Below are 12,153 nucleotides of genomic sequence, written 5' to 3' on the forward strand. Positions count from 1 at the left end.
AAAAAGGCTAACCATGCTTTTACATAAATATTGTGCCAGTGGGAATGACTTTTTAATCACTCACCAATTCACCCCCCAAGATCGCAGCGCGCTAGCCAAACGGATTTGTGATCGCCATTATGGTTTTGGAGCAGATGGTCTAGTTGTGCTATTACCCCACAGCAAACACGCTTATACATGGGAATTTTATAACGCCGATGGAAGTTGCGCTAGCATGTGTGGGAATGCAAGTCGATGCGTGGGGCTTTATGCTTATCAACAAGGTTTGGCCCCCTCAAAGCACACTTTTTTAAGTGGGGCAGGGGTGATTAGCCTAGAAGTGTTAAATTTGAACCCACAAGGGGGGGTTGTGCAGAGCAATTTGGGCGCGCCCAAGCGCTTAGAGAGTTTGCAACTAGAGGGGCAAATTTGGCATTTGTTGGATACAGGCGTGCCTCATTTAGTGCATTTTGTGGATCATCCTAATAAAATCCCCACGCACAAAACCCCTCAAATGCAAACTTTGCGCGCGCGCTTTGATGCCAATGTCAATTTTGCCTATATCCAAGACCCACGCACCATTAAATTAGCCACCTATGAACGCGGGGTTGAAGACATCACTTTGGCTTGTGGCACAGGAATGGCAGCAGTGTTTGCATGCGCGTATTATCAGCATAATCACAACCCACAGGCCGTTTTGATCCCTCCTAGCGGAGAAGCCTTAAACTGGTATTTGCGGGATGATGAGCTCTATTTTCAAGGGCAGGTGCACTTTATAGGATTTATCCTAGAAAAATCTGCATTTAAAGGTTATCGCGCCGATTTATTTTAGTTGCATTCCAAGTTTTTGCATAAAGAGGTGCGCAAGGGATGCTGGAATATTTTTTACTAGATATTGTTAGAGGTAGGGTTTTATGCAAGCCCGCAAATTTTGCAAAATATTTGAACGCATCGGCTAAAACTCTTAATTCACATCTGTTTTTCTGTCAAGATCTTCGCATTAAGATACAGAAATTTTAAACGCGCTGTGTGGGGTGTTTGGAATAGAGGCGGATTTGCAGGTGATCCAAGAGGTGTTAGAGGATCGAAAAACATGGAGGAAAAATAGCCTTAAGAGCAGAGATTGAAACTCTTAAGCCACAAACCCAAGTCTTGCAATCAGCAACTGAGAAAAAATTAGGTCGCCAAAAAAGTTTTGAGTTGTAGACAAGCCTCAAGACCTTATCACAATTCCCCACGAAGCACGCTCCATCTTAAAAGCATGTAGCCTTGAGTTTTTGGTAGCTCAAAGCATAGTTTCATTTAAGTTTGCCTAATATTCTGCTATGCAGAACACGATTTTACAGGGCGATTGTGCCGCCCTTTTAAAGACTTTGTCTAGTAGCAGTGTGGATTTTATCTTTGCCGACCCGCCCTATTTTATGCAAACTTCAGGGGAGCTTTTGAGAGTGGGCGGGACAAAATTTGCAGGCGTGGCTGAGGAGTGGGACAAATTTAAGGACTTTGCTCACTATGATAGCTTTTGTGAGGCATGGCTTACAGAGTGCAAACGGGTCTTAAAAACTAATGGCAGTATTTGCGTCATTGGCTCGTTCCAAAACATCTACCGCTTAGGGGCTTTGATGCAAGATTTGGGCTTTTGGGTGATTAATGACATCATTTGGGCAAAATCTAACCCTGTGCCTAATTTTAATGGTAGTCGCCTATGCAATGCTCACGAAACTTTGCTTTGGTGCGCCAAAGATAAAAAAGCCTCTTTTACTTTCAATTACAAAACTCTAAAAGCCCTAAATGGGGATAAGCAAGAAAAATCCATTTGGGAAATCCCCCTATGTGTGGGGGCTGAAAGACTCAAAGATAAGCAGGGGCATAAGCTCCACCCCACCCAAAAGCCTGAAAAACTTTTAGAAAAGTTGCTTTTGATGGCAACAAGACCGGGGGACTTAGTCCTAGACCCTTTTTTTGGCACGGGCACTACAGGAGCAGTGGCTAAACGCTTGGGGCGCAACTTCTTAGGCATTGAACAAGACTCCAACTACATCCAAGCCGCTCTAGCTAGGATAAAAAACACGCCTATTAAAATGAACGCTTTTAGTCGCTTAGAATGCGAGAAAAAGCCCCCCAAAGTGCCCATGAAGACCCTTGTGGATTTAGGATACTTGCAGGTGGGGCAGGTTTTATGCTCTCCAAGTGGGGTGGAACAATGCCAAGTTTTACAAAGTGGGCAGGTGCAAGATAGTAGCGGAGCGGTGCTCTCCATCCACAAAATGAGTGCCAAGATTTTAAAGAAAATTAACCACAATGGGTGGGACTATTTTTACACAAAACACGAGGGGCAACTGACCGCCTTAAATGATCTGCGCTATTTATACGACAAGGATAATCATGCACAATGATTATCAAGCTCTCATTTATGCCAGCGTACAAGAGATTTTAAAAAATTGCTTGGATTCTAAAATCACACAGCTCATGCAAATACACAGCCAAAAACTCCACTTTATCCCCACAAAATACCGCATTTTAGGCGGACTTTTGCAGAGCATGAATATCCAATTTGGTAACTTTATAGAAGTGCTAATGAAAAACTTAATCGCCAAAGAAGCACGCTATGAAATTTTGGGATTCAGCGGACAAAGAAAAAATACATTTGCTTTAACTCAAACAAATGAAACTCTTATCGACCACTACATTACGGTATGTCAAATAAAAAATTTAGACCTTGAGAGTGCTTTTAAGCAACTTTGCACCCAAATTTTTATCAATAACCAAAGAGAAGATAATCTCATTAGATTTACCCACGACATTGACCTGCTCTTTAAAGACAAAGAGAGTCAGAAAATTTATTATTTAGAAATTAAATACAATGACGACCACGATACGGGTAAATTTGTGGATATTAACCGCAAATTCATTAAAACTTACGCCTATTTGTTGCGTGCCTTGTCTGTAACAACGCCAGATGCGCTTGTGCCTATTTTGTTTTACTTTACCAATAAGAAAATGAAGGGCAATATTTATATTCCCGAACATAGCCACATCTACCGAGGACAACGCTTTTTCGATGCATTTTTAAACACAAGCTACACAGATCTAGAAACCTATTTAGCGAGCTTTTGTAACAGTGATGAGAACATTAAAGCCTTTGACGCGCTTTACTCCAGAATCCGTAGCTCAAGTCATTAAAATCTAAGTGCCAAAACCTGGTTAAGTGAGAGGTTGTGTTTTATTAGATAAATTGTTAGTTAGAGGGTTTCTCGAGGTATAGATGCATTTTTACACCTCTTAACGAAGAAATGACCCAATAAAAGACGCAAAGAGTGATAGCAGGAAAGGACTTTTGCCTAAAATCTTTGGCGCAAAAATATTTTTGTGGCAACCGCTGTGGCAAGGGCGAAATCACCAGCGAACAGGCGATCGAGAAGTTGCATGAAAACTCTCTATCCACCATTGCGGGTATTATCTTTGCCGCTGCTGGTGAAGGGCTATTGATGGGGGCACTTACAAGTCTTGGTGTGGTTCTTGGACCTATAGGGGTGGCTGTGAGCGGTTTCATAGGCGCAACTTTAGCTTACATGGCAGGCTCGGCGGTGGGGCAGAAAATCGCTTCAGGCTCTAAGTCCATTGTTTCTAGCGCGGTGAGTGGGATCAAGTCCGCTATCAGTGCTGTAGGCAATGCGGTTAAATCTGTGGCGAGCGGAATTAAGTCGGTCTTTAGTGCAGTGGTGGTGGCGTTTAGTTAAAGCTTGATTAAAAATGCGGGCGCGTTCGCACCGCGTAGGGGCGCATTTTTAGGGTCAGCATTCTTGTGCATTTCTTTAAATGTGTTAAAATTGAGAACTTTAAAGAGGTGAGAGATGAGGCGTTTAGGGGTGCTTTGGGGTTTTGGGGTCTGTGGTTTGTATGCGCAGGGAGCAGAGGGTTTTTTTAATGCCATTGAAGAGCAATTAAAGAGTAACACCGCTAAGGGGATTTTGATGTTGATCTTCATTGGGATCGCCTTTTATGTATGGCGCAATTTAGATCGTTGGCGCGAAATTTTCTTCACTATCTTGGGTGTGGTGCTTGGGATCATGCTCTTTTTTAAAGCCCCTGCTTTGGCCTCGTGGTTTATGGGGTTATTTTGATGAGCTTTGGTTACCCTGTGTTGGTGGTTTCTGTGCCCAACCTCAAGGAAATCTCTACGAAAGATAAATTTCTTTGGTTGAACGCCAAATCTTGGATTTTAGCGATCTTTATCCCCTTTGTGCTCTTGCCATGGCTGGGTATCCTCTATAGCTTGCTCCTATATGGAGGGTTTTTAACATTCTTTAGTGTTTTAGAATTTTTTGATGAAGACATTGCAGACATTTTGATCGCTCACTCTCAGATCAAAACTCCTAGCGATGATTTTTACGCCTAAGCGTTCAAATTTCTAAGTTTTTATTAAAAATTATACACATAATTAAAATACGCCGAAGCATTACGCCTAAAACCTATTTGTTGCTTGTAAGTGCCCATCTCTGCGTAATTTGTCACTGTAGTGGCGTAGTAGTTTAAAATAGGCAATAAGGGAATGCGCGTCCCCATCTCAAAACCATTGTGTTTTCCAAGATTGATTCTAAAGCCGAAGGTCAAAGGTAATTGAAAATAACTCTGCTTCCTCTGTAGTTTACAGGCACTATTATTATCACAAGTATTTACAATCGTTGTTAATGCCGTGTTTTTAGCTCCCCATGAACTTCCCACTAGCATCAGCCCTAAAAAGAGTCCGCTCGTGGTGTTTTGATCGCTACTTTCAAAGAAGTTATACAGACCATCTACACCCACCCCATAGATAAAATTATTCATACTATTTGTTTTGCCTTGACCTCCTCCATTGTAGCTAAAACTACCATAATAACGCACGCCCCAACGCTTCGCCCCGCCAAAGAATTGCTTATAGCCCGCCTGTATATTGAATCCATAGAGATTAGAGCGGGTGTAGCTGTGTTGCATGGTGGGGAGATATTTTTTAATGGTACGGGTGTAATGGCCTACAAACTCTGAACGATGCTCTTTGTAATACTTACTTAAAACTTCTTGAGTGGCTTTAGCAAGGACAGAAACTTGGCTTGAAACTTGCTGGATGGTTGAATCAATATGCTGTCTTTGATGCATCTGTTTTACCACAAGATTCCCATTAGAGACGCTTGTGAGTGCGTTGACTAACGCAGTAGTTAGAGTGTTGGCCGCATTTTCTAAATTGAGAATTTGGGCTTGTAAACTAGGAATAGTAGTGCTACCTCCTTGAGGAAATGAGAGGCCCACTTGATCAAAACCCAAAGCTTCTGCTGCTTGTCGGCTAGTTGTCTCAAAGGTCCAAAAAGCGCTCTGAAGCTGAGAGAACTGGATTTGATTAAGCCTATATAGATTGCGATACAGCTCCACTTGTCGAGTCGCTACCCCTAAATTACCTAACATGCCTCCTATAACTTGATTGGGCGCGTTAGGAATTTTTGTATTGGCACTTTCAATAGTGTAGGCCACCCATTTGGGAATGAGTTGCTCTTCAGCTTGCTCATACCCTGTTTTAGCTGCATTGATGTCAGTTTTTCCATCCCAATCCACTAAGGTTTTTAGGTTTTGTATGCGCTTTGTAGCTGGGTTGTCGTTGTTTTGATTGGTAAATTTGACATCAGTCGCACTTGGTGCTAACCAGTTGGTCCCTATAGGTGAGGGAAACGCTTGATCAAGCCTGACGGTTTTATATGGGGTCTGCACAACCTGAGTGCCTACCTTGCTAGTTGCATTGTCTTGAGTGATATTAGAATACTGGAATCCTACTTGTGCGTAAAATCCGTCACTTTCTGCATGCAAACCTTCCAATAATACTATTAAAGCCTTTAGTAATACTCGTATCTGCATTCTCTACATCCTCAAAACAAATAAACATAAGAGGCGATCCAATAAAAAGCGCGCAGGCTAACAGAGGGGTTTTTAATAGACCATACTTCTCCAAAGGGAAATTTTAACCCTAATTCCACGCGGTGCTGTTGCTCTAGTGTGCCTCCTAGCCCAAAATCCAGCACAGCGTTATAGCCCATGAAACTGCGTGCTTGAATAGAGCTATTTAAAGTCATTGCGCTTTGAAAGTAGCCAAATCCAATATCTGCATAGACTCCAATGAGCATTTTCTTAGAGAGGCGGTAAAAATCGTTGATCACTCCTACATTCCAACTTAGCAGAGAATCTACCCTTGTGTGGAAAGCGGTGGGTTTGAGGGTTTGGGTATAATCAATGGTCGTGCGCAGGGAGACATTTTGCCCGACATAATACTGATAGCCACCCTTAATCCCCCACAAAAAGGCGTTACCCCATGGAGTGATAGAAAGTTGAGCGGTTCTAAACCCCGTCATCACGCCAATAAAAACACGATTTCTTTGAGCGTTGTTATTAACTCCCCACAAACTCCCCACAAGCAAGAGCCCTAGAGCCCATGCCCTCATTGCGATCCTTGATAAAATTTTTTAATTTTATCATCTAAGGGAGCTAAAAGGCGGTAAAAAATAGGCACAACTAATAAGCTTAGCATCATAGATACCATGAGTCCCCCACTCATCGCAATCCCTATAGGAGATTTCATCGCCGCACCCTGCCCACTCGCCAAAGCTAAGGGCAACATCCCGCACACCATCGCGATGGTCGTCATCAAAATAGGGCGCAAACGCGATTCGCCGGCTAAAATGATCGCCTTCTCAATGCCATGCCCCTCTTTACGCCGATCGTTGGCAATGTCAATAATCAGAGTGGCATTTTTGCCCACCATTCCAATTAAAAGAATTAAGCCCATAAGAGAGAACATGCTCATGGGTTGGTGGGCTAGACCTAGAGCAAAAAACGCCCCAGAGAAACTTAAAGGCATGGTGATCATGATGATTAAAGGTTCTAAAAAAGATTCATAAAGGGCAGCTAAGATCATATAGATGAGAATAAAAGCTGTAGCGATCGCCACTTTAAAAGCAGCACCGGTTTCTTTAAGTTTGTCTGCATCGCCGGCAAAAGTGTAGGTTGCGCCTTTGGCTAGCCATTCTTGAGAGTGTTGTTGCACTTGGTTTAATAGCTCGCTTAAATTTACCCCCTCAGCAGGCCTAGCTAGCACGGTAATACTGCGTTGGCGGTTGTAACGGGTGATATTAGAGGCGACTTTGCGTTCTGTAATTTCAATCAAGCCATCTAAAAACATCAATTTGCCGCTTTTATTGCGGATTTGTAGGCGTTTGATCGCATCGATCTCTGTTTTTTTGTTAGCAGGGACGCGGATAATGATGTCGTATTCGTGCCCATGCTCTTTAAAATAGCTCACGCGGTTTTCTCCAGAGAACGCATCGCTCACTACAGAGGCGATCTCTTGGGCACTCACGCCATATTTTGTACTAGCCGCACGCAAGACTCTCAACTGGTATTGGATTTGAGAGTCTGAAGTGTTGGTGTGGTAACCTACGACTTTGCCTTTCATCTGCGGACTCTCTAGCAAGAATTTTTTCAGACCCGCCACACTTTTATCGACCAAATCCTGCGAGGAGGCGTAGACAAAGGTTTGGAAGGGCGAACTATCCCCCCCACCAATTAAGGGCACTTGAGATAGGTTAATAGAAACCAAATCCTTCGCCTCAGGCAAAGCATGTAGTTTACCCCTCAAGTCCTTCATAACAGCAAATTGGCTTCGAGCATGGGGAGTTTTTAAGCGCACATAGAATTTCCCCTTAAAGGTGCTTTGCACACTCCCATAGCCTATCTGCATAGAGTCAAACTCCACATCGGGGTCTTTCTCAATCACGGTTTGCAAGGCCTGCATTTTTTTGAGCATTTCTTTAAGGCTAATATCGGTTTTAGCTTTCACAAAGACATAGAACATGCCCCGATCTTCTTGTAAAATAAATTCCATGCCTAACTTTTTGGCTACATGTAGGGACGAAAAAAATACCCCTGCTACCATTAGTCCTATGATCAATTTATGATTCAAAATCCAGCCTAACAAGCGCGCGTAAGTCTTTTCCATGCCCTGAAAAAAGGGCTCGGTGCGTTTGTAAAGTGCGGAGGGTTTGGGACTCACTAAAATAGAGCTCAACATAGGGATGACTGTAACCACCACCACATAAGAGATCACAATGGCTAGGGCAACCGTGATCCCAAAACTTTGGAAAAAACGCCCCACGATCCCACTCATATTCCCCACAGGGATAAAAACAGATAAAAGCATAGCCGAAATGGCGATGATTGCAAAGGCGATCTCATGCACACCCTCATAACTAGCGGTCTTTTTATCCATCCCCGCTTCTAATTTTTTGTGGATATTCTCAATGATTACGATCGCATCGTCAATAATAATCCCAATGGAGAGGGTGAGAGCGACCATTGTGAGCATATTGAGCGAAAAGCCCATCCAATTGATGAGCGCAAAAGTCCCCATTACAGAGATGGGGATACTCATGGCTGAAACAAAGGTGATAGAGAAACTGCGCAAAAACACAAAGACGACAGAGATTGCTAAAATCCCCCCCAAGATCAAGTCAAACTTAACATCTTTGATAGAGTGGCGGGTGTAATCGGTGGTATCTAGGAAAGGGTGCAGTTCATAATCTGCACTAATGGCGCGCATCGCCTCCATTTCTTGATAAATCCCATCTACAATCTTAATTTCATTAGCCCCGGCAATTTTTTGCACTTCTAGCACGATGCCTTGATCGTGCCCGTAACTCGCATAGGTGATGTCTGGATCAATCCCCTTTTCCAAAGTAGCAATATCGCCTAAGCGCACATGATTACCTATTTGGATATTAGCTAAATCCTTTAGGGTGTAGCTATTGCCATCGACTAAAATGGCGTAATTTTTTTTGTCCCCAACAATCTTACCCCCGTCCATCTCTAGGTTTTGGGTCTTTAGGGCGTTGAAGAGGTCTACATAAGTGAGCCCGTATTTATTCATCAAGCTAGGATCGGCATAGATGCGCACCTGCTTTTCTTGAAAGCCTTGTAATTGCACCCCGCCCACGCCCTCAATCTTTTGTAACATAGGCTTGATGATATTTTTGGCGTGATCGTTGATCTCGGCTAGAGATTTTTGTTTACTGGTTAAAAAGATAGAGAGAATCGCCTGCCCGCTGGTGTCCACCTTATCAATAGCAGGCTTGCGGATATTAGGATCGCCAAAACTCACAGAAGACACCTTGTTAATGATGTCATTGAGAGCTGTGGTGATAGGCTTTTCTAGCACAAATTCCACCACCACAATACTAATATTGCGCGCGCTATTGGAGGTAACTTTTTTGATCCCATCCACCCCCATGACCGCTTCTTCAATCTTGTCGGTTACCTTGCTCTCTACAATGTCTGCACTCGCACCCGGGTAGCTGGTTTTGACTACTACAATGGGGAAGTCAATATTGGGAAAAAGCGCGACACTGATCTTTTTGAGGGCCATGGTCCCAAAAAAGACCACCATGAGCGCAAACATTAAGGTAGTAACAGGTCTCTCAATGGCAAATTTATACACGTGACCCCCCTATTGGATAAACCCATCCCCAAAGACCCCCGGCACCAATGGGCTATTGGGGGGTAGTAGGGCTTCTGCACTCACCTTACGCGTGTTGGTATCAATGGTGGGGTAAATTTTGGTAATGGTAACCTGCTTTTTCTCTGGCTTGCCATCAACACTGTAGATAAATTTGTCTCCCACCTTGACATTTGAGAGGTATTTAGAGTCAAACTCTAGGAGCATTTTTGCCCTCTTGCTCACCAAGCGGAAAAGCACCGTGTTATTGGCCCCCATCCCTTCGCCTAATTCGATATTTTTACTAGCGATCACACCATCAAAGGGCGCTTTTAAGATCGTCTTTTCCACTACTGCTAGGGCGTAATTGCGATCGAATTCTAGCTTTCTATAATCTGCATAGTATTTATCTAGTGTATTTTTATCAATCGCGCTCCCAATTTTCTTATAGCGTTCATATTGTTTTTGCATAAAATCGTATTGCTGGATGATCGAATTAACTTGAGATTTCTTATCTTTGTTATAAAGAGTGAGCAGCACTTCTCCCTTTTTAACCACGCTCCCCACATCGACATAAATCGCATCCACAATTCCGGAGGAATCCAGCGTTAAATTCGCATCTTCAAGCGCTTCTACATTGAAAATCGCATACACTTCTTTAGCCTGAAGTCCTACCAATAGCAGTAAGACATATAGAATAGTTTTCATGATCAATCCTTAGCGCACATAATCTTGGATGTGGTGGCCGCTATAAAAAATATAATTGGCCTTTTGCATTTCGTAGTTATTGAGTGATTGGTTATAGATCACTTCTGCATCAAAACGAGTGCGCAACGCTCTAAGATAAGTGGTGAAATCTACTAAACTCGCGTTATATTTTTTCTTGATACTCTCATAAGACACGGTGGCAGATTTTAAGCTCGCTTCAGAGCTACGGATTTTGGAACGCGCCATATCTAAGGATTTGCGGTAAAGTTGTTCGTCTTTTTGTTGTTCCAACTTCTTATAAACGAGATTTTTTTCTTGGGCCAGTTGTCCTAAGCGGATGGATTGTTTTTGCAAACTCAGGCCAATATCGCTCAAAATATCCAAACTCACCACAACCGCTAAAGTGTTTTGTTGGTTAGGGAAGAGGTTGCCCAGTCTATTATTTGCGCCCCGAGCAAAAGCGGGCTTTTGGATGTAGTATTGCCAATCATCGGTCAAATCAACGCTAGGATAGTAATTGAGCTGTTTATTTTGGTAATAAATGGCTGTAATTTGCTCTCTTAAGGATCGCAGATCGGCGCGCTCCCTAATGCCCAGATTAGGTTCTAAAATGGTGGTGCGCTTCAAAGAAGGGATTTTAGAATTGGTTAAATACTCCAAAGTCAGGCGGTTTTGCTCAATCGCAAATTCCATATCTGTAATATCATTTTCGCTCAAAGCTCCCTGAGCTTTCGCGCTCTCTAAATTATCGATGGTGGTTAATCCTTGATCGAAGAGTTGGCTAACCCGTTTGATGTCTGAACGCAATTCGGCTAACTTGCGTTTGAGGGCGACAAGTTGCGCCATGTTGTTGAAATACTGATAATATTGTTGCACCACCTGCAAATAGATAGTCTGCCTCGTATATTCCATATTGGCTACATTAGAGCGATAAGTCGCAGATTTCTCCTTAACGCCATTGATTGTGCTAAAACCCTTGAAAATATTTAAATCAAGTTTAGTGTTAAGGAGTTGCATGTTGTATTCGGGGAAATCTATAGTATTCCTGTTGCGATGGTTAAAAGTGTAATTGCTATTTAGAGTGGGCAAAAAAGCCGCTTTAGCGATGGTGTGGTTCTTAAGGGCCTGACTTACCTGTAGGCGAGCCGCCTGTAAAGAATAGTTGTTATTGGCATTTTTAATAAGTTGGGCTAGACCTAGAGCGCCGCTTGTAGCTATTGTTGAAAATTTTCGATCGTCTGCAACCTCTAATTCCTGAATCCTCAAAGAATCAGCGGGATGGTAAGCATCTAGCTCAAGGGCACACGCAAATGAGACGCACAAGCTATATAGCCATAAAAAAAGCTTAGAACGCAAATTTAAACTCCATTTTTAAGACACATCGGGGTTAATTGATAGTGGTGTCCTCGGCGGGATTTGAACCCACGGCCTCACGATTAGGAATCGTGCGCTCTATCCAACTGAGCTACAAGGACAAGTGCGCCAAAAGGCGCACGGAGGGAACTATTTTTTCTTTTTTCCAATTTTTGGAGGGGTGGCTACTGCATCTTTAAGGATTTTTCCGGGTTTAAACTTAGGCACCATTTTATCTTTGGTAGTATAGGTCTTGTCGCTACCGGGTACCTTGCCTTTTTTGCCTTTCTGCAAAACAGCTTCAAATTTGCCAAAACCTACCAACTCTACGCTCTCATGTTGACTCAACGCTTTTTCAATAGCTTTAATAAAACTATTGAACGCTAATTCAGTGTCCTTCTTATCCTTAAACCCTCCCTCTTTTTGCATTAAATCTATAAACTCCAATTTTTTCATCAGACCATCCTTTAGTAAAATGATTTTAAAAACAAACACGCATTATACTACAAAAACCCTCAATCGTGTCAATTCCGCGTTTAAGAGCCCTTCAAGCTAGCTATTGTAAAATGCGAGGTTTAGTCAAATTTTAGTACCCACAATAAAAT

Annotated in this window: 12 protein-coding genes and 1 tRNA gene; 6 read left to right on the forward strand and 7 right to left on the reverse strand. The window is 42.7% G+C overall.

Features of this window, described 5'->3' with window-relative positions; translation table 11 throughout:
- The first annotated feature begins 13 nt into the window (after positions 1–13).
- From dapF to HFELIS_RS03990, 6 genes are all read left to right on the forward strand, one after another.
- A complete protein-coding gene (dapF, locus tag HFELIS_RS03965; protein WP_013469249.1) occupies positions 14–811 on the forward strand; it encodes a diaminopimelate epimerase in 798 nt (265 codons plus the stop codon).
- Between the two features lie 493 nt (positions 812–1,304).
- Positions 1,305–2,375, forward strand: a complete 1,071-nt coding sequence (locus tag HFELIS_RS03970) for a DNA-methyltransferase (RefSeq protein WP_013469250.1) — start codon at positions 1,305–1,307, stop codon at positions 2,373–2,375.
- Positions 2,365–3,162: a HinfI family type II restriction enzyme gene (locus tag HFELIS_RS03975; RefSeq protein ID WP_013469251.1), complete on the forward strand. Its 798-nt coding sequence runs from the start codon at positions 2,365–2,367 to the stop codon at positions 3,160–3,162. The genes HFELIS_RS03970 and HFELIS_RS03975 overlap by 11 nt, the downstream gene beginning before the upstream one ends.
- A 134-nt stretch (positions 3,163–3,296) precedes the next feature.
- Positions 3,297–3,719, forward strand: coding sequence for a hypothetical protein (locus HFELIS_RS03980; protein ID WP_148229933.1), 423 nt, complete (start codon positions 3,297–3,299; stop codon positions 3,717–3,719).
- A gap of 114 nt (positions 3,720–3,833) precedes the next feature.
- Positions 3,834–4,103, forward strand: a complete 270-nt coding sequence (locus tag HFELIS_RS03985) for a TrbC/VirB2 family protein (RefSeq protein ID WP_013469253.1) — start codon at positions 3,834–3,836, stop codon at positions 4,101–4,103.
- The gene (locus tag HFELIS_RS03990; protein WP_013469254.1) at positions 4,103–4,378 is read left to right on the forward strand and encodes a hypothetical protein; all 276 of its coding nucleotides are present in this window, start codon (positions 4,103–4,105) and stop codon (positions 4,376–4,378) included. Before HFELIS_RS03985 ends, HFELIS_RS03990 begins: the two co-directional genes overlap by 1 nt.
- 23 nt (positions 4,379–4,401) lie before the next feature.
- Here the strand turns inward: HFELIS_RS03990 and HFELIS_RS08505 are convergent, their stop codons facing one another.
- The 7 genes from HFELIS_RS08505 to HFELIS_RS04025 all read right to left on the reverse strand — a co-directional run bounded on the left by HFELIS_RS08505 (position 4,402) and on the right by HFELIS_RS04025 (position 12,004).
- On the reverse strand, positions 4,402–5,814 hold the full coding sequence (locus HFELIS_RS08505) for an outer membrane protein (protein ID WP_231844198.1): 1,413 nt from the start codon (positions 5,812–5,814) through the stop codon (positions 4,402–4,404).
- Positions 5,815–5,873: 59 nt separating this feature from the next.
- Complete coding sequence (locus HFELIS_RS04000; RefSeq protein ID WP_013469256.1) at positions 5,874–6,443, reverse strand: hypothetical protein; 570 nt, start codon at positions 6,441–6,443, stop codon at positions 5,874–5,876.
- Complete coding sequence (locus HFELIS_RS04005; RefSeq protein ID WP_013469257.1) at positions 6,440–9,490, reverse strand: efflux RND transporter permease subunit; 3,051 nt, start codon at positions 9,488–9,490, stop codon at positions 6,440–6,442. The genes HFELIS_RS04000 and HFELIS_RS04005 overlap by 4 nt, the downstream gene beginning before the upstream one ends.
- A 9-nt stretch (positions 9,491–9,499) precedes the next feature.
- Positions 9,500–10,201, reverse strand: a complete 702-nt coding sequence (locus HFELIS_RS04010) for an efflux RND transporter periplasmic adaptor subunit (protein WP_197531884.1) — start codon at positions 10,199–10,201, stop codon at positions 9,500–9,502.
- A gap of 3 nt (positions 10,202–10,204) precedes the next feature.
- The gene (locus HFELIS_RS04015) at positions 10,205–11,455 is read right to left on the reverse strand and encodes a TolC family protein (protein WP_041303180.1); all 1,251 of its coding nucleotides are present in this window, start codon (positions 11,453–11,455) and stop codon (positions 10,205–10,207) included.
- A 138-nt stretch (positions 11,456–11,593) separates the two neighbouring features.
- Positions 11,594–11,670: transfer RNA gene (locus HFELIS_RS04020), tRNA-Arg, on the reverse strand.
- A gap of 28 nt (positions 11,671–11,698) precedes the next feature.
- Positions 11,699–12,004, reverse strand: coding sequence for an HU family DNA-binding protein (locus HFELIS_RS04025; protein WP_013469260.1), 306 nt, complete (start codon positions 12,002–12,004; stop codon positions 11,699–11,701).
- Positions 12,005–12,153: the final 149 nt, after the last annotated feature.

Origin of the sequence: Helicobacter felis ATCC 49179 (assembly GCF_000200595.1) — a bacterium.
In the GTDB taxonomy this organism is placed as follows: Bacteria; Campylobacterota; Campylobacteria; order Campylobacterales; family Helicobacteraceae; genus Helicobacter; species Helicobacter felis.

Bases quoted from the DNA above. Each gene is read 5' to 3' on its own strand.
- HFELIS_RS03970 (WP_013469250.1), top strand. From the start codon at position 1,305: ATGCAGAACACGATTTTACAGGGCGATTGTGCCGCCCTTTTAAAGACT.
- dapF (WP_013469249.1), top strand. From the start codon at position 14: ATGCTTTTACATAAATATTGTGCCAGTGGGAATGACTTTTTAATCACT.
- HFELIS_RS03975 (WP_013469251.1), top strand. From the start codon at position 2,365: ATGCACAATGATTATCAAGCTCTCATTTATGCCAGCGTACAAGAGATT.
- HFELIS_RS04000 (WP_013469256.1), bottom strand. From the start codon at position 6,443: ATGAGGGCATGGGCTCTAGGGCTCTTGCTTGTGGGGAGTTTGTGGGGA.
- HFELIS_RS03985 (WP_013469253.1), top strand. From the start codon at position 3,834: ATGAGGCGTTTAGGGGTGCTTTGGGGTTTTGGGGTCTGTGGTTTGTAT.
- HFELIS_RS04025 (WP_013469260.1), bottom strand. From the start codon at position 12,004: ATGAAAAAATTGGAGTTTATAGATTTAATGCAAAAAGAGGGAGGGTTT.
- HFELIS_RS03990 (WP_013469254.1), top strand. From the start codon at position 4,103: ATGAGCTTTGGTTACCCTGTGTTGGTGGTTTCTGTGCCCAACCTCAAG.